Annotated in this window: 21 protein-coding genes; 3 read left to right on the top strand and 18 right to left on the bottom strand. The window is 39.8% G+C overall.

Going from position 1 to position 26,422, the window contains the following annotated elements; translation table 11 throughout:
• Nucleotides 1-100 precede the first annotated feature (100 nt).
• Both prlC and H5122_RS05480 read right to left on the bottom strand, forming a co-directional pair.
• On the bottom strand, nt 101-2,140 hold the full coding sequence (prlC, locus tag H5122_RS05485) for an oligopeptidase A (RefSeq protein WP_182682493.1): 2,040 nt from the start codon (nt 2,138-2,140) through the stop codon (nt 101-103).
• A gap of 86 nt (nt 2,141-2,226) precedes the next feature.
• Nucleotides 2,227-2,901: a DUF2461 domain-containing protein gene (locus H5122_RS05480; protein WP_138488457.1), complete on the bottom strand. Its 675-nt coding sequence runs from the start codon at nt 2,899-2,901 to the stop codon at nt 2,227-2,229.
• 78 nt (nt 2,902-2,979) lie between these two features.
• Here H5122_RS05480 and gorA point away from each other — a divergent pair, with 78 nt between their 5' ends.
• The 3 genes from gorA (at nt 2,980) to H5122_RS05465 (ending at nt 6,190) form a co-directional block, all read left to right on the top strand.
• Nucleotides 2,980-4,341 carry a glutathione-disulfide reductase gene (gene gorA / locus H5122_RS05475; RefSeq protein WP_039485720.1) on the top strand — a complete coding sequence of 454 codons (1,362 nt, stop codon included), beginning with the start codon at nt 2,980-2,982 and terminating at the stop codon, nt 4,339-4,341.
• Nucleotides 4,342-4,612: 271 nt separating this feature from the next.
• Nucleotides 4,613-5,245, top strand: coding sequence for a hypothetical protein (locus H5122_RS05470; RefSeq protein WP_165742883.1), 633 nt, complete (start codon nt 4,613-4,615; stop codon nt 5,243-5,245).
• A 108-nt stretch (nt 5,246-5,353) separates the two neighbouring features.
• Nucleotides 5,354-6,190 (top strand): mechanosensitive ion channel family protein, encoded by an 837-nt coding sequence (locus tag H5122_RS05465; RefSeq protein WP_182671027.1) that lies wholly within the window; start codon nt 5,354-5,356, stop codon nt 6,188-6,190.
• A gap of 144 nt (nt 6,191-6,334) precedes the next feature.
• Here the strand turns inward: H5122_RS05465 and tldD are convergent, their stop codons facing one another.
• From tldD to H5122_RS05385, 16 genes are all read right to left on the bottom strand, one after another.
• Complete coding sequence (gene tldD / locus H5122_RS05460; protein ID WP_182682492.1) at nt 6,335-7,774, bottom strand: metalloprotease TldD; 1,440 nt, start codon at nt 7,772-7,774, stop codon at nt 6,335-6,337.
• Complete coding sequence (locus H5122_RS05455) at nt 7,771-8,610, bottom strand: carbon-nitrogen hydrolase family protein (RefSeq protein WP_182682491.1); 840 nt, start codon at nt 8,608-8,610, stop codon at nt 7,771-7,773. Before H5122_RS05455 ends, tldD begins: the two co-directional genes overlap by 4 nt.
• Complete coding sequence (locus H5122_RS05450) at nt 8,607-12,464, bottom strand: YhdP family protein (protein WP_182682490.1); 3,858 nt, start codon at nt 12,462-12,464, stop codon at nt 8,607-8,609. The genes H5122_RS05455 and H5122_RS05450 overlap by 4 nt, the downstream gene beginning before the upstream one ends.
• Nucleotides 12,464-13,936 (bottom strand): ribonuclease G, encoded by a 1,473-nt coding sequence (gene rng / locus H5122_RS05445; RefSeq protein WP_002958405.1) that lies wholly within the window; start codon nt 13,934-13,936, stop codon nt 12,464-12,466. The genes H5122_RS05450 and rng overlap by 1 nt, the downstream gene beginning before the upstream one ends.
• 1 nt (nt 13,937) lies before the next feature.
• Nucleotides 13,938-14,507, bottom strand: coding sequence for a nucleoside triphosphate pyrophosphatase (locus tag H5122_RS05440; RefSeq protein ID WP_002958404.1), 570 nt, complete (start codon nt 14,505-14,507; stop codon nt 13,938-13,940).
• On the bottom strand, nt 14,507-14,986 hold the full coding sequence (gene mreD / locus H5122_RS05435) for a rod shape-determining protein MreD (protein WP_002958403.1): 480 nt from the start codon (nt 14,984-14,986) through the stop codon (nt 14,507-14,509). The genes H5122_RS05440 and mreD overlap by 1 nt, the downstream gene beginning before the upstream one ends.
• Complete coding sequence (gene mreC, locus H5122_RS05430) at nt 14,979-15,821, bottom strand: rod shape-determining protein MreC (RefSeq protein ID WP_173400216.1); 843 nt, start codon at nt 15,819-15,821, stop codon at nt 14,979-14,981. The genes mreD and mreC overlap by 8 nt, the downstream gene beginning before the upstream one ends.
• A complete protein-coding gene (locus H5122_RS05425) occupies nt 15,821-16,864 on the bottom strand; it encodes a rod shape-determining protein (protein WP_002958401.1) in 1,044 nt (347 codons plus the stop codon). The genes mreC and H5122_RS05425 overlap by 1 nt, the downstream gene beginning before the upstream one ends.
• A gap of 133 nt (nt 16,865-16,997) precedes the next feature.
• The gene (locus H5122_RS05420) at nt 16,998-19,046 is read right to left on the bottom strand and encodes a formylglycine-generating enzyme family protein (protein WP_182671030.1); all 2,049 of its coding nucleotides are present in this window, start codon (nt 19,044-19,046) and stop codon (nt 16,998-17,000) included.
• 122 nt (nt 19,047-19,168) lie between these two features.
• Nucleotides 19,169-22,909: an H-type lectin domain-containing protein gene (locus tag H5122_RS05415; RefSeq protein ID WP_182682489.1), complete on the bottom strand. Its 3,741-nt coding sequence runs from the start codon at nt 22,907-22,909 to the stop codon at nt 19,169-19,171.
• On the bottom strand, nt 22,906-23,397 hold the full coding sequence (locus H5122_RS05410; protein WP_182682488.1) for an agglutinin biogenesis protein MshP: 492 nt from the start codon (nt 23,395-23,397) through the stop codon (nt 22,906-22,908). Before H5122_RS05410 ends, H5122_RS05415 begins: the two co-directional genes overlap by 4 nt.
• Nucleotides 23,387-24,229 carry a type II secretion system protein J gene (locus H5122_RS05405; protein ID WP_182682487.1) on the bottom strand — a complete coding sequence of 281 codons (843 nt, stop codon included), beginning with the start codon at nt 24,227-24,229 and terminating at the stop codon, nt 23,387-23,389. Before H5122_RS05405 ends, H5122_RS05410 begins: the two co-directional genes overlap by 11 nt.
• A complete protein-coding gene (locus H5122_RS05400; RefSeq protein WP_154904150.1) occupies nt 24,229-24,768 on the bottom strand; it encodes a prepilin-type N-terminal cleavage/methylation domain-containing protein in 540 nt (179 codons plus the stop codon). Before H5122_RS05400 ends, H5122_RS05405 begins: the two co-directional genes overlap by 1 nt.
• Complete coding sequence (locus H5122_RS05395) at nt 24,755-25,246, bottom strand: type II secretion system protein (RefSeq protein WP_182682486.1); 492 nt, start codon at nt 25,244-25,246, stop codon at nt 24,755-24,757. Before H5122_RS05395 ends, H5122_RS05400 begins: the two co-directional genes overlap by 14 nt.
• Nucleotides 25,247-25,254: 8 nt before the next feature.
• Nucleotides 25,255-25,815 (bottom strand): prepilin-type N-terminal cleavage/methylation domain-containing protein, encoded by a 561-nt coding sequence (locus tag H5122_RS05390; protein WP_182682485.1) that lies wholly within the window; start codon nt 25,813-25,815, stop codon nt 25,255-25,257.
• A 22-nt stretch (nt 25,816-25,837) separates the two neighbouring features.
• Complete coding sequence (locus H5122_RS05385) at nt 25,838-26,422, bottom strand: Tfp pilus assembly protein FimT/FimU (protein ID WP_039485772.1); 585 nt, start codon at nt 26,420-26,422, stop codon at nt 25,838-25,840.

Here is a 26,422-nt window from a genome sequence, read left to right as displayed (position 1 = left end):
CGGTAGGATGAAATTACTAAAAATTATTAGATAATAATTTACAAATAATAAAAAAGCGCCATTTAGGCGCTTTAATTTGGTTTGTGCTAAATATTAGTTTTTAAGCTGCAATACCGCTGTGGCGTAGTAACGCGTCAACATTAGGCTCACGACCACGGAACTTTTTAAATAATTCCATTGGCTCTTCACTACCGCCTTTTTCTAAAATATTTTGCATGAAGGCTTGACCGGTTTGCGGGTTAAAAATACCTTCTTCTTCAAATTTAGAATAAGCATCAGCAGAGAGTACTTCAGCCCATTTATATGAGTAATAACCAGCGCTGTAACCGCCTGCAAAAATGTGGCTAAAGCCATGTTGAAAACGGTTAAACTCAGGAGGCTTAACGACCGAGGTACGGCTGCGTACGTCATCAAGTACTGCTTGAATTTGACACTCTTCACCTGCTTTATAATCATTATGGATTTTAAAGTCGAATAACGAGAACTCAATTTGACGTAGCATCTGCATGCCTGAGTTGTAGTTTTTAGCCGCTAGTAGCTTATCAAGTAGCTCTTTAGGTAACGCCTCGCCCGTTTCATAATGACCTGAAATAAAGCTCAGTGCTTCTTCTTCATAACACCAGTTTTCTAAAAACTGACTAGGAAGCTCTACCGCATCCCACGCTACACCATTAATACCCGCAACAGGGGCAGCATCAACTTGTGTAAGCATGTGGTGAATACCATGACCAAACTCGTGGAATAAGGTTGTCACCTCGTCATGAGTAAACAATGCAGGTTTATCGCCAACCGCTTTATTAAAGTTACACACTAAATAAGCCACTGGAGTTTGTAGTTCGCCGTTAGCACGTACTTTACGACCCATACAGTCGTCCATCCACGCACCACCGCGTTTACGGTCGCGTGCATATAAATCGAGATAAAAACGTCCACGTAAGGTATTGCTGCTATCTACAATTTCAAAAAAGCGTACATCTTTGTGGTAAGTATCAAAGTCAGTAACTTCTTTTACGCTAATACCAAATAAGCGGTTAACGGTTTCGAATAAGCCACTTAATACTTTATTTGCTGGGAAGTAAGGACGCAGTACTTCATCTGAAATAGCGTATTTTTCTTGCTTAAGTTTTTCGCTGTAGTAACCAAAATCCCATGCCTGTAATTCAGAAATACCATGTTTTTGCTCAGCATAGGCTTTTAACTCTGCCACTTCTTGTTCTGCTTGTGGTTTTGATTTAGCCGCTAGGTCTTCTAAAAACGAGAATACTTGCGCCGGTGTTTCGGCCATTTTAGTTGCCAGTGACTTTTCAGCGTAGCTGTTAAATCCTAGTAACTGTGCAAGTTCATGGCGAAGCGCAAGCTCCTCACTCATAATCTCTGAGTTATCAAATTCACCGGCATTAGGGCCTTGATCTGACGCGCGCGTAGAAAACGCGGTGTAAGTTTCTCTGCGGAGTTCGCGGTTATCTGCATAGGTCATAATTGGTAAATACGACGGGAAATCAAGGGTAAATACCCAACCGTCTAACTCTTTACTTTTTGCAGTATCAGCTGCAAGCGCTAAAGCAGATTCTGGCAAGCCAGCTAAGTCGCTTTCATCAGTAATATGTTTGTGCCAAGCAAGTGTGGCATCCATTACGTTGTTGCCAAATTTTGAGGCAAGTTCTGATAAACGCGCGCTAATTTCGCCGTAGCGTTTTTGCTGCTTCGGCGCTAATGCAATACCCGATAATTTAAAGTCACGAAGCGCATTAGTAATTGTTTTTTGCTGTGCTGTAGTCAGCGTTTTAAATTCGTCGCTGTTATAAAGCGTATTATACGCGTTGTATAAACCTTGATGCTGACCTACAAATGTTGAATATTCAGATATTAACGGTAAGCACTGCTCGTAAGCTTCACGTAATTCGTCGTTATTCATTACTGAATTTAAATGCGATACAGGGGAGAACATGCGCGATAATTTGTCGTCGGCTTCTTCAAGGGGTAATACTAAGTCATCCCACGTGTACGAGCCTTTTGCTAGCACGTCGTCAATGGCTTTACGACAAAGCTCAATACCGTCTTTTAGTGCTGGTACTACGTACTCAGGCTTTATTTTTGAAAATGGTGGTAAGCCTTCAAGGCCAATTAGTGGGTTGCTCATAAATACTCTCTTTGCGTTAATGCATTACGTTTTAAATTGGGTCTAAAAGTAAAAAAACAACTCAGCCGCTTTTAAGTTGTTTAATTTTAATAAGGTTGCTCTAAAGCAAAACACAAATAACCCATTAATGAGTCGGCCACTTTATAACGTTCTAGTACCGTATCAACTAGGTTATTACTGCATATTTGCTTTTGAGTAAGTGGGCTAATGGCTATAAAGTCTTTTCGTTTGAGCTCATCTATTAAAGGATGATCTTTTTCAAAACCTCTTGGTGGGCGTTTTAGCGACTCTCCTGACATTTCAAATATAGATTTAAATTGCTCATCATAAATTGCTTTTTTATAGCTATTTGGGTTTTCATCTATGCAGGTTCTAATTGCGTTAAGCGCCTTTGATTCTGGCCGCCAAATACCAGCACCTACAAAACATTCGTCATTTGCTAAGTGAAAATAAAAACCAGGGGCGTGTACGTCTTTTCCCATAAAATGGCGAAATTGAATCCCTACATTAATTTTATATGGGGTTTTATCTTTACTAAAACGCGCGTCTTTATGGATTCTCATTAAACTACCGCCGACTTTTTTATCTGATGCGACAAAATGGCTAGAAACCTCAGCAAGTGGTGCTTGCATTTGCCTAATGAAATCTAAAGCGGGCTCTCTTACGTATTCCTCATACTGTGATTTATGGTCGTTAAACCAGTCTCTATTATTGTTTTGATCAAGCTGAGCAAGAAATTCGAATGTTTTTTTACTAAACATAGGTCACCTAAACACTCTTTATTTTTAAAACTTAATGTTATGCTAATGCGCATAAAACTCAACGCCTAAGGACATAAAATGACACAACACTTTGATTATATTGCAATCGGTGGTGGCAGTGGTGGTATTGCCTCTGCAAATAGAGCGGCAATGCGTGGCGCTAAAGTAGCACTTATAGAAGCAAAACACATGGGCGGCACGTGTGTAAACGTGGGCTGTGTACCTAAAAAAGTAATGTGGCACGGTGCTCAGGTTGCTGAAGCAATTAATTTATATGCCCCAGATTACGGCTTTAATGTTGAAGTTAAAGGCTTTGATTGGAGCAAGTTAGTAGAAAGCCGTGAAGCCTACATAGGTCGAATTCATAAAGGTTACGACAGTGGCCTTGCTAGCAATGGCGTTACTGTAATTAAAGGTTTTGCTAAATTTGTAGATAATAAAACAGTTGAAGTAAACGGCGAGCACTACACAGCCGACCATATATTAATTGCAGTAGGCGGCCGCCCAAGCATTCCGCATATTGAAGGTGCTGAACACGGTATCGATTCAAATGGCTTTTTTGAACTAAAAGAGCAGCCTAAGCGCGTTGCAGTTATTGGCGCAGGCTACATAGCCGTCGAGCTTGCTGGTGTATTACATGGTTTAGGTACTGAAACACATTTATTTGTTCGTAAGCATTCTCCACTTCGTAACTTTGACCCATACATAGTTGAAACACTTGTTGATGTTATGGCTGCTGAAGGCCCTACTCTTCATACAGAATCTGTACCTCATAAATTAGTTAAAGAAGATGATGGCTCTGTAACGCTACATTTAGATAATGGCAAAACTCATAACGTTGACCAAGTAATTTGGGCCATTGGCCGCCAGCCAACAACAGATGCAATTAATGTAGCCGCTGCCGGCGTAGAAGTTAACAGCGATGGTTTTGTTAAAGTTGATGAGTTTCAAAATACCACAGCTAAAAATGTATACGCGGTTGGCGATATTATCGAAAACGGTATTGAACTTACGCCTGTAGCAGTTAAAGCAGGGCGTACTTTATCAGAGCGTTTATTTAATAAAGAACTACCTGATGATTTAAAAATGGATTACAGCCTAGTTCCTACTGTTGTATTTAGTCACCCACCAATTGGTACTATTGGCCTTACTGAACAAGAAGCTATCTCTCAGTATGGCGAAGAAAACGTTAAGATTTACCAATCTGGTTTTACAGCTATGTACACAGCGGTAACTAAACATCGCCAGCCTTGTAAAATGAAGCTTGTATGTGCCGGCCCAGACGAAAAAGTAGTTGGCCTACATGGTATTGGTTTTGCGGTTGATGAAATGATTCAAGGTTTTGCAGTTGCCATGAAAATGGGCGCTACTAAAGCTGATTTTGATGCCGTTGTTGCGATTCACCCAACAGGTTCTGAAGAGTTTGTTACTATGCGCTAGGCGCTAGGCGCTAAACTCTAAGCGCTCAATTATAAACAGCCCTTGTTAAGTAATTAGTAAGGGCTTTTTAATGCTTGTTATATTTTGCACAATAAACCACTTAAAACGTCACATTACAAACATCCATTCAACATTAAAAAAACAACTAAGCCATTATTTTAACAGCAAAAATTTTAGACCGATAAAAAGATTAAAAGTTTAAATTTTGTTTTGGCTTTAAAGCATTTTAACGATTAGAATCCCGCGCATTTATAGTTTCTCTTGGTTATTTATGTTTTTACTGCGATCTTTTATTTATTTATTATGCCTAGCGGGTGTTGCTCATTTAATTCAACTTGAAGGCTTTGAGTTAAAACAGGATGCACTTTACAGTGAAGAAACTCTTACCGAACATATGCAAGATGTTTTAACTTTTTTAAGCTGTATTTTATTTTTTTACGCTTCGCGAATTAACTTTCAACTCAAAATACCGGCTGTATTACTAGCTGCATTATCGGCAATGATGTTTGTAAGAGAGTTTGATACATACCTCGACTTATACTTTTTTGATGGCGCTTGGCAAAGTATCGTCTATTCAATTTTAGCTGGCGTGTTTGTTTATTTAATAACAAACAGAGGAAGTATTTTTAACGCTTTAAAAGCCTATAGCCTCACTCCTAGTTATGGAATTTGCTTATCAGGCATGGTTACTTTACTCGCATTTTCGCGAATGATGGGCAAAGGCGCATTTTGGCATTCAGTAATGGGTGATGACTATGTACGTGCGGTAAAAAACATTGTTGAAGAAGGTATAGAAACGCTTGGCTATACTTTGATTTTTATTTCAGCCATTGAGCTTGTACTCATATGCCGAAAAAGAATGGCTAAAAATCACAAGCATTGCACTGATCAAGTAACTCAATAACGTAGCTACATTTTTTATTGGTTACTTTTTTTACACTAAATTTGCTAATTGGTTTAATAAATCAATATACTGAGCCTGTTTTTATCAACTCACATTTAATTGGATACCATGACTAAAGATATATTGCTGCATCCGTTTCTTCTTTCAATTGTAATGATCACAATTGCATTTGTACTAAAAGTGCTTGTTGATAAGCTTGCTAAAAGTCGCGCAGAAAAAAAAGAAAAAGACATCCGTTACATCGCACACAATATTAAGCACTTTGTTAATTTTGTAATGATGATATCGCTGCTATTTGTGTGGTCTACTGAAATTCAAAACTTTGCACTTTCTATTGCTGCTTTTGCCGTGGCGATTGTACTTGCAACGCGTGAGTTTATTCAGTGTGTAATAGGCTTTTTTTACCTCGTAACAACTCGCCCGTTTAGAGTGGGTGATTGGATACAAGTAGGTGATTACTTTGGTGAAGTAGCTGAAACGGATTGGATAAAAACAACCATGCATGAAATTGATATACATACTTATCAATTTTCTAGAAAAACCATATACATACCTAATAATAAGCTGATTACCAGCTCTATTAAAAACTTAAACTTTGTAAAACGCTTTGTTACACATCATTTTATTATTGTCCGAAGAGAGAGCTTTAACCCTTACCCTATTCACGACACACTCACTGAGCAAGCTAAGCTGTACTGCGAAGAGTTTCAAGAAGTAGCAAGCCGTTATAATTCGATGATTGAGCGTAAACTTGATGCAAAAATATCTGGCCCAGAACCAGTAATTCACTTTGGTACAACCGATTTAGGTGAATTTAAAGCAAGCTTTACCTTGTTTTGCCCGACAGAAAAAGCGCTTGAGATAGAGCACAAATTAACAGAATGCTTTTTTGCGTTATGGTACAAAGAGGCTGAAAAAAATAAAGAAGGTGAAGGAGAGGCATAAACCTCGCCTACACAAAGTAAAAATACAAATCGTAGGTGCGAATTTATTTCGCGCTCTATTTCTGAGTCTATATTTAAAAAGCGAGGTATAAAACCTCACTTTCATCAAAACGAAAGCGCGAATCCACTTCGCGCTCATAGTTTTTTATGCTGTACCACCGACCGTTAACTGATCAATTTTAAGGCTTGGTTGGCCTACGCCTACCGGTACGCTTTGACCATCTTTACCACAAACACCGACACCTTTATCAAGTGCTAAGTCGTTACCAATCATAGATATTTGCTGCATTACTTCTGGGCCATTACCAATAAGCGTTGCGCCTTTAATTGGCTGAGTAATTTTACCGTTTTCGATTAAATACGCTTCTGATGCGCTAAATACAAACTTACCTGAGGTTATATCAACTTGTCCGCCGCCAAAGTTAGGCGCGAATACCCCTTTTTTAACACTACTGATAATATCGGCTTGGCTGTGCTCACCACCTAACATGTAGGTGTTAGTCATGCGAGGCATTGGTAAATGTGCATACGACTCACGACGTGCGTTTCCGGTAGGATTTACACCCATTAAACGCGCGTTTAGCTTATCTTGCATATAGCCTTTTAAAATACCGTTTTCGATAAGTACGTTGTAAGCAGCTGGTGTGCCTTCGTCATCTACGTTAAGTGACCCACGGCGATCAGCCATGGTGCCATCATCAACAACAGTACACAGCTCAGATGCTACTTTTTGGCCCACTTTACCACTAAACGCAGACGCGCCTTTGCGGTTAAAGTCGCCTTCAAGTCCATGCCCTACTGCTTCGTGTAAAAGCACGCCAGGCCAACCATTACCAAGTACAACTTCCATCGTGCCTGCAGGTGCATCAATAGCTTCAAGATTTACTTTAGCTTGACGTACAGCTTCTTCAGCAAATTCCATCCAACGTGGTTTACCATCAACAAGCTCTTTAAAGTAACCATAATCTAAACGTGCACCACCACCTGCGCCACCGCGTTCACGGCGACCATTTTTTTCAAGCAGCACTGAGCAGTTTAAACGAATAAGCGGGCGAATATCGGTGGCAAACGTACCATCACTTGCTGCGATTAATACTTCTTCGTATACCGCTGACATTGAGCTAATTACTTGCTCTGCATCGGGTGCTAGTTCACGAATATAGTTTTCAAGTTCGCGTAATAAACTCACCTTGTCGGTATCGCTCATACTCGAAATTGGCTGATGCGCTGCAAACTGCTCTTTAGCTTTAACATCACTAAATACTTTAATCGCTCTATCTTCGCTAGCATCTGCGATGCTACGAGCCGCTGTAGCCGCCTTATTAAGTGCTTCAAGATTTATTGCATCAGAGTAAGAAAAACCTGTTTTTTCGCCGCTTACCGCACGTACACCAACGCCACGTTCAACGTTATAAGAGCCTTCTTTAACTAAGCCGTCTTCAAGCACCCATGATTCGTGGTGGCTTGATTGAAAGTATAAATCGGCGTAATCCACTTTATGCTGATGTATGTAAGCGAGCGTTTTTTCGAGCTCTTCTCTATTTAGCTGGCTGTCTTGTAGTAAATGCTGTTCAACCGAATTCATAATAAATGCTCTCTAAATCGTTGATGAGACTGCACAGGCATATCTCGTCTAATTTTTTGTAACTGGTCTAAATCTGCGTTGCAGCTTATAAAACCGGTGCCTGTTGGCAATTCACTCAGGGTATTGCCCCAAGGTGAAATAATAATACTGTGGCCATATGTTTGTCGGCCATTTTCATGTGTACCGTACTGAGCAGCTGCAACTACATAACATTGTGTTTCTATTGCGCGAGCTGCTAATAGCGGTTGCCAATGCGCTTGCCCTGTAGGGACTGTAAATGCACTGGGTACTAAAATAATATCGGCGCCTTGGCGTACTAGTTCGTTAAATAAGCCACTAAAGCGCAGATCATAACATACTGTTAAGCCAATTTTACCAAAGGGAGAATCAACAACCACTACATCGCGACCTGCTTGGGTAAAATCTGACTCTCGATAGCTACCTGTTTTATCATCAACGGTTACATCAAATAAATGTATTTTGTTATACGTTGCAACCAGCTCGCCTTGATTATTATATAAGTGCGATGCTGCGTAATACTTATATTCGTTAAATGGCTCAGGCATTGTGCCTGCATTTAACCAAATATTATGGTGTTGGCACAATTCACTAAGTTGTAATTTGTATTGCTCAACTTGCTTAGCAACACGTAACGTATCGTTACCACTTTTACTAAACACTAAAAAAGCTTCTGGTAAGCAAACAAGTAATGGTCTTGTTGCTGGCAGAGTTTTAAGTGCGCGCTTTAAGCTTGCTATATTGTCATCAGGGCTTAGCCCTGAACACATTTGTAGGGCGACTATTGTGGGTGTGCTTATGCTTGCTGTTTTGCTCATTGCGTTACTGTTACTTGAGCATCTTTAAGTTTTAAATCGACTGATGCTTGTGGCTGATTTTGCGCAGCTTGAGGTAGTGTAACTTCACGACTTTTTCTGTCGAGTTCTTGAACAATAGGATCGTTCATTTTACCCGTTACTTTAAAATTGATCTCTGAGATGACGCGCGCAGAATGAATAACTTTATCAAGTGCTAAAGCAGCAAGCCCTGTTACTGGATTAACCATCCACGCCACTATAACCGGAATGCTTGAGGTTACTTGTGGCGCTACAGCAAGGTCGTAATCTATATCTAGCGTATTTAAGTTTGCGTAGCCTTTAATTGTTAAATCGGCAGGCACACCGTCCATTTTAGTATCTTTAGTGTAAGCGATACCGTTTTCTAACTGCATAGAGCCTTGCATGCTGTTATAAAAAAAGCCCTTTGAAAATACATCTCTAAAATCAAGTTTCAGTTTGCGTACGAGTGAATCAAGGCTCAACAGCGAAAATACGCGTGCACCACCATCACTTATTTCAGTTAAGTGACCTTCCCCTAAATCCCAAGTAACCTCACCACTTAAAGTTTTCACATCAAAATCATAAGGTGCTGCTTGCCAAGTAAGATCATAATTTAGATCAGCTTTAGAATCCTTAATTGCAGAGGTAATATCAAACTCGCCAAACAATGCGCCTATATCATCACTTTTAAGCTCACCACTTAGCGTTGTTAAACCATTTTGCCACTGCCCTTTAGTGCGCAGTACATGATCTCCTTTATCGATTACAAGTTCTGATATCGATAAGCGCTCGCCATCACCTAATAATGACGCACTCACTTTATCAAGCTGATAGCGATCAATTTTGCAGTCACTACATTCAAACTCAATGGCAGGTATTTTAGTAAGCCAGCTCAAGTCTTCCTCAGGAAGTACATCTGTTATTTCAATTAATTGCTCGCTAGGCTGTGCAAAATTAAGCCTTAAGTAATCGGCATTAATTCGTATAGGCTGGCTAGGTTGTGATGTAGGAATAAAAACCCCAGCTCTAAGTTCTTTAGCATTTAGCTTTAGGTATAAATCGTCTTTTGATGGTGCTAAACGCATTTCAAAATCATTAAAGATGATATTACTCGCATCAAGCATACCTATATTTGCGACCACCTCATTAAGCGGTGGCATAATCCCTTTTGATTCTTGATCTGGGTTTGCTTTACCTGCTTTAATTATTTGATCAATCAGATCAAACCAAGGCACTAATTCACTCTGCTCAAGATTTATATTTACGCTTAAGTCTTTTTGGTTTAATCCTAAATCTTGTTTTCCGAGCACAAAATGGACATTACTAAACTGTGATTTTCCATTTTCTAAAATAGCATTAAAGTAAAACTGTTGATTAGCGTTTGCTGTAATGAGATTAGAAATATCATCACCTTGAACTACTGCATCAAGCGCCCACGCTTGTTCGCTATTTTTATTATAAGGTGCGGGTAAGTTACTCGTTAAGCCAAGTAGTTCTGAGTTTACCTGTGCACGGTAATTAAAGCCTTGTTCGGTAAAATTAAGTACCAAACCAATATCAACATCGCTTTGCCCACTTAAATAATTTTTTAATATACCTTGTCCACTATCGATTAGTGTATCGGCGTCAAATTTGGCGTTTACATCTATGTTTGCTTGGTAATTTTTAGCATCACTTTTACTGCTGTAATTAATATTTAGCGGCATGCCCAACCACTTCGCAGTCGCATTTTCAAGTGTGATGTTGTCGTTTTTAAAATTAAGCTCGCCAGTTAAGTTTTTAAGCTCAATGCCTGGCGTTGCTATAAATACTGGCAAGTCATTTAAATTAACTTTGCCGCTAACACTGGCTCCGCCTTTAAACTTAGAGCCTACTAAAAGCTCAATACTGGCATCGGCTTCGCCTTTGCCCTGTACAACTTTAAAAATTTCAGCAAGAGGTTTGGCAATAGGTGTCGCTGCAAAAAAGTCATGTAACTTTTCCATCTCTGCTTTTTTATCAATTTGCACAATAAGTTCATCAGCATTCATTAAATCTGCAATGCTCACCTGTACACTATTACCAATATTTAAATTAACCAACTTGCCTTGCTGGCTATATATGTCCATCCGCTCATTAGCAAAATGTAGCTGTACATTAGCATTAGTGACCGCAGGCCAATCAGGATCAAACTCATAGGTTGCATTGTCTATTTGTGCTAATACATCAAACTGACCACTACCATCAGTAAATGGGAAACCAGACAAAGGCCCTGCAAATAAGACCTGTGCTTTAGATACTTCTCCGCCTTTAATTGCACCATTTAAATAGCTAACAAGTTCAGGGCTCATCGCTTTTAATGGGAAGTAATGACCTGCAATATTGGCATCTGGAGCGAATGCTTCTGCGTAAAGATCTAATCGAGGATCATCCGTTAGACTAATTTGTAATTCTGCAGCAAGAGTAACTTCATCATTATCAAACCAGATATTGTCACTACTTATATGCCAGCCATCATCTCGCTTAGCTAAATCTAGCTCTACATTTAGCTGATTATAATTTATGTCGTTACTAAAGCTTTCGCCTGTAACTAATGTGCCACTTTCACCAAATAAATTAATACGCCCCGCGTTTTGAGTCAGCAAACCATCCACTCTAAGTCCTTGCGCTGCTGGTACCGATCTTAATTCTTGCCAGCCAATATTGTTAGCCTCAAACCATAATTGCCATTGCTGTGCATTAGAAAAACTTAAATAAGCTTGATCTATTTGCCCACTAGGTTGGCGTTCTAAAAATGGTTCAAGTGCATTAAAATTACTTAGCCCGGCTAGGTTACTCAGTAATTCAAAATCAACTTGATGCAGCCACACCTTATTTTGCAGCCCTAGTTGGGCTTCAAACTCTAAACTTGGCCATGCTTTATCATTACTATTAAATGTTAAACCGGTGCTTTTTAAGTGCCAGCTATTTTGTTCTGGATATAGATGGAATCCACCTTCACTCAAACTAACTTGGTGGCTTTGCTCTTCTCGCTGCCAGCGTACAAAGCTTGGTAACCACTGCATTTTCACATCGCTTACAAAACCTTTATCTAGTTTTAGCCATGCTTGTAAATTAATATCGCTATGTAGTTGTTGTTTTTGCGTATTTATATATTGCGCTAACCAGTTAGATACATCGACCTTATTAGCCTGCACATAGATGTCGCCCGCAACCTGCTCTAGAGTATCCCCGGTAAGTGCTATGCGCGCGTCAAAGTCTCCTACCGAAATTCCCGGTAGTGCTAAGCTTCCACTACCAAGGTGCTGCTCATCTTCATTTTGCCAAACAATGTTTTGAAGAAGTAATTTACGTTCTTTACCATCTTCTAAAATAAAGTTAATACTGGAATTTTCTATTGCAAAATGACCCGTTTTACCCAAAAACAGTTCTTCAATTAGCTCTTTTTGCTCAAAAGAAACTTCGTCGTTATCACCGGTTTTAAATAAGTTGGTGATATTTACACTGGTATGAAAACCATTAATAACAAAATAATTAGATCTAAGTTGCAGTGCTTTTAAGCTTTCCCATAGGTTTAGCTCTAAGCTGGTTTTAGCAATGGTGAGTGATATTGGCGCGGTTTCGTTATCTTTAAACGATAAATTTTCTAGCACTAATGCAGGACCACTGCCCTGCCAACTAGCTGATATTTCGCCAATAGATAAGCTTATTTCAAACTTTTCGTGTAAATAGCTTTCTATGTCACCTTTGTATTCGTTTGCATACGGGAGGGTATATTTTAAAATTGAAACAATAACGGCCAGTAATACCAAAATTATGGCGCAAGTCTGCCATAACTTCCTAAAACAAAAAAAACAGACCGCTTTTGCTTTCATTACATCATTACCACATCAAACTGTTCTTGGCTGTATAAGCTCTCGGTTTGAATATTGACTTGCTTACCAATAAATAGTTCAAGCTCAGCAAGGTTATGATACTCATCGTTTAGTAGGGCCTCACTTACAGCCGGCGCTGCATACACCATAAACTTGTCCGCTGCGTATGCTCGGTTAACACGCACTATTTCACGTAGTATTTCGTAGCAAACCGTTTCAACTGTTTTTTGTGAACCACGACCGGAGCATGCAGGGCATACATCACATAAAATATGTTCTAAGCTTTCGCGTGTACGTTTACGCGTCATTTCAACAAGGCCAAGCGCTGAAAGCCCATTAATATTCGTTTTAGTGCGATCTTTTGCAAGGGCTGATTCAAGTGAATGAAGCACCCGCCTTTTATGATCCTCACTTACCATATCGATAAAGTCGATAATGATAATACCGCCTAAGTTACGCAGCCTGAGCTGGCGGGCAATTGCAGAGGTTGCTTCTACGTTGGTATTAAAAATGGTTTCTTCTAAATTACGATGCCCTACAAATGCACCAGTATTAACATCAACAGTCGTCATTGCTTCTGTTTGGTCAATAATTATATAACCACCCGATTTTAGCGTAACTTTACGATGTAGTGCTTTTTGAATTTCGTTTTCAACATCAAACAAATCAAATATAGGTCGCTCGCCTGGGTAGTATTCAAGCACTTGAGAAAGCTGTGGAACAAACTCTTCAGTAAATAACTTTAGTTCTTCATAGCTGAGTTTAGAGTCAACGCGAATGCGCTCCATATCTTCGCCTACGTAGTCACGCAGGGTTCTAAAGGCAAGCGTTAAATCTTCGTGTAGGATACTAGCTTTACTCGTTTTTCTACGACGTGATGTTATTTTTTCCCATAATTTTCTTAAAAAGCCGGCATCGTGTCGTAATTCAGCTTCGCTAGCACCTTCGGCAGCTGTACGTACAATAAAACTGCCATTTTCATCGCCATATTCTGCGACTATTTTTTTAAGACGTGAGCGCTCTTCTTCAGTTTCAATACGCTGACTAACACCTACATGGGTCGCATCAGGCATAAACACTAAATAGCGAGAAGGGATAGTTATATCAGTGGTGAGTCTTGCGCCTTTAGTGCCTAGCGGATCTTTTACCACTTGCACCATAATGTATTGGCCTTGACGAACTAACTCTCTAATATCTTGTACTTTTTTTATTGGTACGTCGTCTACGCCTTCAACAATAGAGGCACTATTTACAATATCGGATGCATGCAAAAATGCAGCCTTTTCGAGGCCGATATCAACAAAAGCAGCCTGCATACCCGGAAGTACACGGCTTATTTTTCCTAAGTAAATATTGCCTACAATACCTAGATTACCGATTCGCTCTAGCTGTATTTCTTGCAGTACACCGTTTTCTATTAGGGCAACACGGCTTTCGCTCGGTGTGACATTGATCAGTAATTCTGTACTCATGTTACCTTCTTAAGAATGTTTTTAATAATTGTTCGGTTTCATATAAAGGTAAGCCTACAACAGAAAAATAGCTACCCGCAATGTGAGTTACAAAGCGGCCGCCTAAACCTTGGATACCGTAGCCACCGGCTTTATCTTGTGGCTCACCTGACTCCCAATAAGCATTAATTTCTTCATCTGTTAAGGTTTTAAAAGTAACATCTGTGCTTACAACACAGCTAAGCACATCATTTTGCGTCGCAAATGCAACTGCGGTAAGAACTTGATGCGTGTTACCCGATAGGCGTTTTAACGTGTGTGTAAAATCGTTTTTATCGCGAGGTTTACCCAATGACTCGTTATCTATAACAACCACGGTATCACTACCAAGTACAGGGCGATCGGTATAACCAAGCTCTACACCGCTTTGGGCTTTCAAGCGCGCTAAACGCTCAACAAGTGCTCTAGGTTGCTCGTTTGGAAGTGGGCTTTCATCTGCATCAACACTAAATTGTGTAAATTCGACACCTAATTGGCTTAATAACTCTTTACGACGGGGAGAGGCTGATGCCAAATATACTGCGGTAGTCATTACCTGATCCTAAAATGTCTGCGATATTTACGAAGTAGTAAAAAGACCCAAAACCAGCTAACCATTCCGGTTGCTACTGGCCATAAGTACTGTGGATTAAAGTAAACCCCTAATAAAAAGTGATTTAGCCAAAACTGCATTAAGTGATACAGCGTTAAAAATAAACCAATTAGTAGGCTTTGTTGCCAAAGCGAAAAGTTACGAATTTTTTGAAAGTTGCTCGCGGTTACAAAAATACATACCGAGAATGTAAGCGAGTTCACGCCCAGCGGTGAGCCAGACGCTAAATCTATTAATAAACCAACAACCCAAGCAGTACCAATATTTAAACGATGCGGTACTGCTAGCGACCAATACATAAGTACAAGTAAAACCCAGTCAGGTCTAAATGGTTCAAACGAAAATGGAAGTGGCATTAGTGCCATTATTAACGCAAAAAAGATGCTTAGCGCAATTAACAATGAATAACGGTTAATCATCGCTGATTTGCTCCTGTTGATTACGCCATAAAATAACCAGCAAACGAATGCGATCTAGTTGCGCAATAGGTTCTGCAAAAACTTGTGCAAACGGTCGCCCTTCATCACGATTTATTTCGGTTACTACTGCCACCGGGTATCCTTCAGGGAATGTACCCCCTAAACCCGATGTAACAAGTACATCGCCAATTCGCACATCTAAACTGTGTGGAACGTGAGAGAGCTTAACGACGTTAATTTTACCTATGCCTTCAACAACCGTTCGTACATCGTTACGAAGTATACGCACAGGTGTGGCATGTGTGGTGTCGGTCATTAGTAGCACGCGTGAAGTTGTTGAACCAACCTTTGTAAGCTGCCCTACTACACCCATTTCATCAATTACAGCTTGGCCTTCACTAAGCCCGTCAGTTGTACCACGGTTAATAACAACCTGATGACTATACGGGTTTGAATGTACAGAAAGTACCTGAGCAATAATTTTACGATTCGATTGCTTTGCAGATGAGCCTAATAAGGCGCGCAGTTTTTGATTTTCTCTGGCTAGAAATTGATACTGCTGAAGTTGCTCGCTTTGTAGCATTTGCTTTTTTTTCAGCGCTTCGTTTTCAGTAAGAAGTTGATCCCGCGTATGCAGGCTTTTAGCACTTAAGCTAAATAATTCGTAGGGTAAATTAGCAACATAGATTAGTGGGCTAACTAGAGTATTAAGGCTGGTACGAACAACGGTACCACCTTGCGTATATCTGTCTCCAACTATGAGTACGATACTCAAAAGCACTGCGACAAAAAGTCGCAGTTGCAAAGAGACTGTGCGTCCAAACATTAATTTCATTAGTCGTAACTAAAAACGTCACCACCATGAACATCGATCATTTCTAATGCTTTACCACCACCACGCGCAACACACGTAAGTGGATCATCAGCTACAACAACCGGAATACCCGTTTCTTCCATTAATAAACGGTCTAAATCTTTTAACAATGCACCACCGCCAGTAAGTACCATGCCGTGCGCAGAGATATCTGATGCCAGCTCAGGTGGTGATTGCTCAAGTGCAACCATTACTGCACTCACAATACCCATTAACGGCTCTTGTAGAGCTTCTAGGATTTCGTGTGAGTTAAGCGTGAATGAACGCGGAACACCTTCGGCAAGGTTACGACCGCGCACTTCAATTTCGATTGGCTCATCAGTTTTGAACGCAGAGCCAATTTGATGCTTAATATTTTCAGCTGTCGCTTCACCAATTAAGCTACCAAAGTTACGACGTACATAATTAATAATAGCTTCGTCAAACTTATCGCCACCAATACGAACAGATGATGAGTAAACAACACCGTTAAGTGAAATAATAGCCACTTCAGTTGTACCACCACCAATATCAACAACCATAGAACCTGTTGCTTCTGATACTGGTAAACCTGCGCCAATAGCTGCTGCCATTGGTTCTTCAATTAAGTAAACTTCACGAGCACCGGCACCCATTGCAGATTCACGTATTGCACGTTTTTCTACTTGAGTAGCACCACACGGTACGCAAATTAGTACACGCGGACTTGGGCGCATAAAGTTATTGTTATGCACTTGCTTAATGAAGTGTTGTAACATTTTTTCAGTTACATAAAAATCAGCAATTACACCGTCTTTCATTGGACGGATTGCTTTAATATTTCCCGGTGTACGGCCTAGCATTTGTTTTGCTTCTGTACCTACAGATGCAACACTTTTAGGTCCACCAGCGCGTTCTTGGCGAATAGCAACAACAGAAGGTTCGTTTAATACAATACCTTCTTCTTTTACGTAAATTAGGGTATTGGCTGTACCCAAGTCGATCGATAGATCGTTAGAAAAAATACCACGGAGTTTTTTAAACATGAGGCTGGATGACCTTTGAAATACGTTCTTATATTAGCTGCCTCACTTTAACATGCTCAACTATATGAGCAATATAAAGCGCAGCGCCTTTGTGAATTTGTGAAAAAAGGAAGCAAAGCTTCCTTAATTGAGTTTATCGTTCGCGAACTAAGCGAAAACCAATGTAGTTAGATCTAAAATCAGGGGCTAAAATTAAACGCGTAGATGCACGAGCAAGGCTTGGTGCAAAATTCCACGCTCCGCCTCTTACTGCTACATCAGACTCACCTGATTCTTTATCGGTCCATTCCCATACATTGCCTACGGTATCGTATAATCCAAATGCATTTGGAGAAAAAGAACCTACTGGTGATGCACGTCTATTTGACCATTCACTACCACACCAACCACAGTTAGCTAGGTTTTTACCAATTTCGTTACCCCAAGGGTATTCTGTTTCGGTTCCTGCACGTGCTGCGTATTCCCACTCAACTTCGTTAGGTAAACGAAATTGCTGCCCTGTTTGACCCGATAACCACTCAGCGTAAGCTTTTGCATCGTTATAAGTTAAACATACAGCAGGAAAGTCACTGCCTTGCTCAAAACCAGGATTACGCCAATTTAAATTTGCTTCCCATACTGGTTCGCCATTTAAATAATACGCACACCCTTTATTTTTTTCCGCTTGAGTTTTATAACCTGTATTTGCTACAAATTTTTCGTAGGCACCTACGGTTACTTCTTTACTTTGCATAGCGAAAGAATTTGCTATTACTTTTTCAATTACTGGACGTTCATTAGCTAAACCATTGCCATTGATATCGCCCATTTTAAATTTGCCTGCAGGAATAACGACAACCGGCGTTTCAACGTTTGCATTTAATACATTAACGTTTTCACTAACCTGGCGTGTTGTTACTTCTGGTTGCTCTCGAGTATAGGTCGGTGCAGCAATCGACTTAGGCTTTTTTACCAAATTTGCATTAATTGTTTGTGCTTTATTCAAATCAACACGAACTTGATAAGGCTTATAGCCAAGTTTACGTATTTCAATGTTGTGAATACCCGGCGGTAAACGTGTGATCAAGCGTGTTGAGCCAAAGCTTACACCATCGATAAACACTTCATCGTCGTATACGTTTGATCGTAATGTCAGCTCTATTGATTGATCCTTCTTCTTATTAAGGATAGAAGGGTAATCTTTTTTCGCCGATGCAGGTTTAACTGAATAATCACGTACTGGCTGCTTTTCTAAACGAGAAACCGACACCGTGTTGCTATTATCCGCGCTATTACTGAATGTTAACTGACTATCAGTAAATGTATTGTTATACGCGGGTTGATAAGCAGCAGTAAGTGGCGTGCCGTACTCAGAACAATAACGGTTATCAATGCTTAATAAGCTACATAAACGGCTACTGTTTACTTCGCCGCGCATGGTTACGCTTAAGTTGACGTTGTAGTTACCTTGGCCGCTAAATGCACTGTTAACTACATGGCTACTTAATATTTGTACTTGAGCGCCCGCCAAATTACGTTTTGGCTCAACAATGCGCTCTTCTGTTAAGTTTGCAAATATTTGATCTACAAAGCGTTTAGTTGCTTTTTGCAGCCCCATTTGCTGACCGCGTTGCTCACACGCTGCTAGCGTTTCTGTTCGCTTACAGTTAATCGTATGGTTAACTTCAAGCGTGCCTTCACGTGTAAACTCGTTACGTAAACGCTCTACTCTGGCTGTAGTTAACTGCTCTTTTAAGCTCTCTAAAGTATTTAAAAGCGTATGTTTAGCAACACGAATTTGCTCTATATCTTTACGGTGGGATGCAATTGCCGCCAACTGCATAGAAATATCATCTTTGTTTTGCTTATGATCAATCACCGCTTTTTGATAGCGTGATTGAGCCGCACTAATATTAATAGTGGGATCGTCAATTAAACGACGGTACATTTCGTTCATCGCATCGAGCGCTTGGTTTTTTTCTTTATCTAGCTCTGTAGAACGAGAACGAAGTAGCTCTAGTTGATTTTGTAACTGACTTTCTTCTTTAAGATGTTTTTCAAGTATTCTTGTCGAGTTATCGTATTCTGTCTGTTTAACACTAATCTCTGACTCAATTCCAGTTACTGTAGCTGTGTCTTGTGCAAATGCACTACTAGCTAACAAACTAGCTGAAATTAACAGAGATAAAGGAGTAATTCGCATATATTCCAGTCCCAAAAAGCGGCAATTATTTGGTCGTTATTATTTTTTTATAATTAAAGCCTTATGCTATGTACTTGCAGCACAAAACACAAGCTTTGTTCAATTATTATCTTAGTTTACAACTATTCGCGTGTTTCACGCCAGTAAATAACCCGATCATTTCCTCTAAAGCGTCCAAATTGTAAAATAGTACGAGGATTAAGCTGTGTTTCATCCCCCTGCCAATCCCACTTTAACCAATCATAAGTATTATATTCTAAGGTAAATTCACCCAAACCATTTGGCTGTGCATAAATACCATTGTTTGCCGGATACACTCCCGCCTCTAACTGGCCAGATACACCCGTTCCATATTCATAGGCTAATTGCGGGCTGTTAGGTGATATTTGAGTGATTTGGGTATGATCAAATACACTACAGTTATCTTCTGCGTTATTTATAAATCCACTGCCGTTGTAATACTGAGCCTGCATAGGAATAAGTAAAGGGTCGAGATCGGAGCCTGCGTTATTACCAAGTACTAAACGTCCAAATCTAAACTCTATTGGTAATGTATTTAGTCGTACACTATTACAGCTACCCGAACATGCTGTTTGTGTATTAGGTTTATCATTTGCATCAATGAGCGTTGCTCCTTCTATGTTAGAAAGCGTTGCCATTAAACTGACCATAGCGAACGGTCCGTCTGCTTGCCCTACACCTAATCTTTGAAGTGTGGTGTTTATTTGACTCATTTGCCATTGGCCGTCGCTTATATCTCCCCAGTTATTATTCCCTAGGTTTACTAAGCGGCTAGCAAAATTAGTTGCGGGTACATAGTTAGCTACTTCATTATTTTCGGCATTAATGACTACACTCGATTTATCAAAGCCCTCTTTATAATTAGCCATTAGCTCACCATTTTGATTTAGTGCTTGTACTGTAAAGCCGAGTTCAAAAGGTTGATCAAGGTAAGTTAAATTACTGCCGTATGGCGTGCATTGTGCGGCAGCTTGAACCCCCACTACCTGAAACTGCGAAGGTGCAAAACGACCAATATTATATAATTCACCTTTTACATCTCCGGCACCAAAATAATCGGCATCTTGAAGGCCTGCTGTTAAATCAATTATGCCAACTTGGTCGTAATTATACTGCGATATAGATTCACTCAAACTGCCTGTGTCACTAAAGGCAACAGTGCTCATCGCTTCAAGCGTACCTTGAACGCCTGCCGTAGGCGCTTTAAGTAATGCCTCTACAAGTGGTTGCTCTGTAATAAAGTGCTTGGCAATGGTGTTATTTGTTATATTGCTGTAGTTATCTGGGTAACCATCGTTGTTAGTGTCTTGCCCTGTTTGCCATTGCACCGCATTCATCTTTAAATCAAATGCTTCGCCAGTTAATCTAAATAAACTTCCATCAGCGTCTGTTGCATAACCATCACTTGCAACTTCCATCGCTAATCCAAATGGCTTTACAACATACTCATTTGAACTCCCCGTTAAATTTACTGATAAATTAGTGACTGGGTCTAAAATTAAATTGGTATTTACATTTAAACTCAACTTTCCTGCATCGGGATAATTTATAACAATCGGAGCTTTAGACTCACTATCAAAGTTTAGTATGAACGATTTAGAAGCTTGCTCTACCGCAAAGGTATTATTGTTATTACTAAGTGAAACCGTATCAGAGCAACTTGCACCCGCGTTGCATGTATACGATAAATCTAAGCTCACATCACCACCAGCGGGAAATGCAGCTTCGCATACGCCCGTAGTGGTATTAGTTTTTACCGCCTGGATAGATAACGCTTTTGCATTAAATCCAGTATTTGAAGGCTTTGCTGATAGCTGAGTTGGAATGGTAGTATTTCCATCTGTATCATTATTAAAAATAAATCCAGCATCAGAAAACGTAACTTTACAGCCGCTTAATCCAACATTATTACCTGCAATATAACAACGAAGAGGTGCAGAAGGCTCTGCAGTGTTGTATCCAAATGTAACACTGCCTGTGGTGCGCTTAGCAAATTCGACAACCGCTGATCCTGTAAAATTAATATTCTCCCCCGTAACCCAACTTTGCTGACCACTATTATCTGGAGAAAGGTTTAAACTTGACGGCTCAGCAAATAATAAATCGCAGGCATCATTAGCGCAGGCTGTGAGTGTCATCTCTTTAGCTTCACACGTTAGAGCATTATTATCGCTGATTGTTAAACGATAATGATCTAGGGTTTCTGGTATATAAATGCCACAAAAACCAGGGATGCTTTCGGGTACTGGTAGAGCGTCAAACGTTGAGCTCCCTTCGGTAATAATTTGAGTAGCCGATGTAATTGACCCCTGATACGTTACATTTTGTGCGATTCTTACCTCACCAGTGGCAACAATATAGGCCGCAATATTGGCATCGGCTGCAATAGCAATCGCACCATCCACATAAATAGCCAAGTACGCGCCGGTTTCGACCACTATACTTGTTTTACCTATATTCAAAAATGAAGTTGATAATAGTGAGGTTGTGTCTTTTAAAAATATACGTGTAGGCGCTGTTACTCTGTACTCTGTTTCCAGCATACTTAACTGCAACTCGTCGTAGTAATAATCGCCAGCTAAAGAAGTAGGTACGGGCCCTGTTGAGCTACCATCATTTGTAACCGTTGGCACCTGCGCCGCTTGATTTGGTTCTAAAGAGTTATAACCACCAGCAACACACGCCTGACCATTACACAAAGGAGGGCTTGTCAGCGCTGTAGAAATTAAGTTTGTAGTGGTGACAAACTGCGCATTACCATCTGTTATTTCTACTCCCTGAACTAACTGCACCTCACCATTGTTATAAGTAGAAATAGCGCCTGGGAATAACGTATCACAATCTAAAATATCACCGTTAAACACAAAGGTACTGGTCATGGCGAGTATTGATGCTTCCTCGTTTACGTGACGGCGCTCGTTATCGCCATCACGATCTTCGTCAACAACAAGTCCTAGCCTGTCAGTCCTTAGGTTACAGCTGCGTAGCCACCCGCCATCATCTTCTTGGCGTGAGTTTTTACTCGCTACAACTAACGGAGCCACACTAAAATTATTAGTAAAACTAAAGTAATTACAGCCATTGCTCCAACCGTCAACTTCAAAGCCGGTAAAAAAGGTTTCCCATGATACCTCAACGCCATTATCGTCAGAAAATATGCGATTACTTCCAGGCTCTACAGCCATATAAGCAACAGTTTCGGTTTTTATAACCCCAAGTGCTGTTTCAGATGCTTCTAAAGCAATATTAACGCCGCTGGCAGATAGAGAATTACTTTCTACTGCAACTGTTAAAAATGGTATTAATGCTTGCGTTGGTGGATTGCTGTCTATGCTATTGAGTGTTTGTAATGAATGGAAAAAGTTTGGCCTTTGAGTAAATGGCTGAGCAAATGTCAGTGATTTATATCCCTTAGGTGTTAGTGGAGCAAAGCCAGACTTAGAGCCATACTGTAATTCGAGTAATAAGTCTGTACTACCCACTTCCATAATTGTCCCATCAGGAAATTGATGCACACCATACTCAACAGCTAAATAGTGCGCCCCCATACTAATATGCCCACCATCCTCTCCTGAAGGTTCAAGCGGTAAGGCCTCAAAGCTAGTTGTGGTTATATTACGTATTCTTATTATTGCAGGGTTTCCGCCTTGGTTTGTTGAGAGCATAAAGACAGCAGGAGGCGTTATATATTGCTGTTGAAAATTAACTTTTGTCCAAACAGGCGATGTATATGTATCTTGCAGTTCTATATAACGGCCTTCGATTTTTGGAGGCACAGCATTTGCGTAATTACAAAGTAACACGAAGCTAAAAAATATAGTGACCAATGCATTTTTCATCATGGTAAGGTTTTAGCCTCCACACTGAGCGTTCTTTGTGTTTGCCAATAATCCTTTCTGCAGCTACTCCCTGCAGGGCAATCAATTGCGGCGCACGTTGCACTGCTTTGTAAGTAATATATATTTACAAGCCCGTTTGTTGTACTGCTATCTGGTAGGTCTATATATTCATTGCAACTTACCACTACTTTACAATTAGCTAAATATGCAGTTTGGAAGGTTAAATCAGTAGTAACTGATGTACAGCTTTTAACTGAGCTATTTATTGGAAATAGTTGTGTTAAGCCACTTTCTAATCCACTTTGCGCCGCCATAAAAGCGCGAGCGCCGTAATACTCAATGGTATTTTGTTGAGATGCACCAGAAAGCACTTTAACTAATGCTAATCCTAGTGCTAATAAAGCAACAATAATGACTAAAGAAACTATTATTAAGTTTCCTTTTTGCTTACTGGGTAAGGCTTTTCCGTGAAGGTTTTTTTTAAGGTACATTAGGAATATGTACCTCATGGTTAAAGCTCATTACTTCAGTATTGTTAAATTGCATTTGCGCATTCACATTAAGCACTGCGTTTCTTTGTAAGGAGAGTGCATCAAGAGTAAAAAACAAATCGCTAGCTAAATTGTTAGCAATATAAATACCTAATAAATCACGTTTAACACCACTGCTTATTTGTAAGCTCACGGCATCTAATTGATTAACTGTAAAACCGTAATCGGTGTACCTATATAAATACTGCCCTTCAACGCAAAAACTTACAGGTTGAGAGAGTAAATAAAGGCGCTTACTTGGCGACTCTTGGGCAAACGCTTTACTAAATTGCCACTCATCAATTGCACTAGTGGTGGAGCTATTAAATGCTGATATTTTTAAGCGCTTATTATTATTCTCATCGTATATATCAGCGCTGCTTAACGGGTAAATTGTTGCCCAATCTCCAGCTTGCGGCTGCGTTAAATTATTAAGTTCAAAATCGACAGCGCTAACATTAAAAGGCGCTACGGTTGGTAAGTAATTTGTATAGTGAGTGGCCGATAAAAACGGCGTAAACTCTAAGCACTGCTGAGCACTACATGCTCCGCTAGTACTGTTATCGCAAGAAAGCCTTAATGAACTTGGTGTGGCGTGGCGAAGTTCTTTACTAAGTCGCGTTATTAAAAAGCGGGCCTGGGCTACAGCTTCTTGGCGTTCAACCCCTTGCGAATAAATACTGACTCCGGCACCAATAAACGAAAATGCACTTACGGCTAAAATACCAATAATAACCATAACAAGTAATAGCTCTATAAGGGTAAATGCATTTTGATATTTGGCTCTTTGCATTAGTAATTCCCTTTATATGCACTAAATCCGTAAACTTCGCCTAAGGGTGATGTTACTTCTATAGTAATACGCTTAAAGGTTGTGCCATCGTTGATGGTCAATTCGTTAAAGTCGCTATCGTACTGGACTGTAATAACTAAGTTAAAGTCACTGTATTGGCTTAACACCTCACCTAGGCTATTAGTAATAGGCTGGTTAGACAGTGCAATATAGTCATCTACATCGTTATAACTAGTTCTGGTTTCTGAGTTATCTATTCCTAAGTCAGCAGGTGCGGTACAAGCCTCAGCACCTATAGATATTTCGCCACACCGCTTAAAAGGTGCGCTTCTGTCGCTGTGTTCATCAAATGATTTACTTTGAATTTCGTTCATTAGTGATTGACCAAATTCAGAGGCTCTTAAAGCCACAATCGGCTCTGCACTTTTTTTGGCTTGTGGGGCAATTAAAGCTGTAATAATACTCAATGCAATCGCAAACATGACTATGCCAATAATAAGCTCAATTAAAGTAAAGCCTTTTACTTTAAGGGCACGCATATATTAGCCCTTCTCCACTTATGCATACGCCAGCTAATCCAACATCGATTCGACATTGCGTAGTGCAGGTTTGATTTGATTTGCCTAAAGGATCAAAACTAATTTGGGTAAAAATGTTCGCGTTACTATCTAAAGCACTAAATGTTATATCACTTCTTTGTGTATCTATTTGCACCACTAAATGATCGGTGTTGTTTACATCAGCGCCACCGATACATGTATCAGGTGTGGGGGGAGCAATAAGTGTGGAGGTTATATAAAGGGTATGGCAACTTGTTGTTGCTGTATTTTGCATTGCACGTAACTGCACTGTTCTCAGTGCATTTAAAGTACGGTCTCGATACGAATAGGCGTCTTCTGTTGAGCTGCCCAGAAATTTGGGAACTGCCGTTACCGACAGTATTCCCAATATTACTAGAGTAATAATTAACTCAATGAGTGTGAAGCCACGCAATCGTTGCTTACTACTGCTTTTCATTTATGTAATTAACAACCCGTAGTAACAAGTGTTATTACTGGTGGCACTACAACAACAGAGCTTGTTGCGTCACCCGAATTTGTAGCTGCCGTATATTCAATACGGCAATCGTCCCCTACAAGATAACTATTAGGAAAAATAATAGCTTTATTTGCTGTAGCAGTATCTATATTAAAGTCTTTTGAATCCACTGTATCATCAGTACCATCTACATCAGCAGTACCATCAGCAAAGTCGACATCTAAAAAGGCTTCAAAGGCAGCCTCTGTTGCTGCTGGATAACCATAAACTGTATCGACTGCATCACCTGTATCTACAGTAACTTTAGCCGATACCTTTTTGTGATTGCTAGCAATAATAGATTTGCCATTTACAATATTCATACCACTGCGAATAGAGCCCTGTAATCCTTCAAGTGTTGAAGCATTCGCGTCACCCTGTAAATTTAAAAAACGAGGTGCTGCGGTAACAGCTAAAATGCCTAAAATAACAATTACGATGATCAATTCAACAAGTGTAAAACCTGCTTGTTTATTCATTGGTAAACTTTTTAACGATTGCGTTTTCATAAATAAGCCTCTTTTTAATTACTTAATTTTTAAATATTTTTACTTTGCCTGTTTTAGCAAAGTATGAAAAACCTGTTAGACCTGATATTTCCCCCGTATTGGTAGGTATACTTTTAACATCAATGGTGTGAGTTAAATAATAGACGCATTGCGTATTTTCTGCATTGTACCTAACTAAAAAACTTACACTTTTTATTATCGATAATTCATTACTTAACGTACTACTGGGTGCATCTTGTAAAATTATATTTAAAACTTGGCGACATTTATTCGCATTTATAACTTCTGCACGAGTATCTTTTTTTTCTGTTTCATCGCTTGTTGGTGTACCTAACGTCCCATCAACACCAACTATTACCCCTGCATAGTTAACAAATGTTTTGTTTGACCTGCTGTTTGGCCTACCTTCTAACTCCCATTGACCTCTAACCATGCCAACAGCTGATGAAAAACTACCTGCTATAGCGTCAACGCTTGCATTATGCGCTTGATTTTTAATACCTATATATTGAGGTATAGCAAAGCTCAAAATGACTGCCAGTAAAATAACAACAATAACTAACTCAAATAATGAGAAACCTTTTGAGAAAGTTATTGTTGTGTTCAC

This window comes from Pseudoalteromonas sp. SG43-8, assembly GCF_014164245.1.
In the GTDB taxonomy this organism is placed as follows: domain Bacteria; phylum Pseudomonadota; class Gammaproteobacteria; order Enterobacterales; family Alteromonadaceae; genus Pseudoalteromonas; species Pseudoalteromonas distincta.
This window is presented reverse-complemented; position numbering and strand designations above follow the sequence as displayed.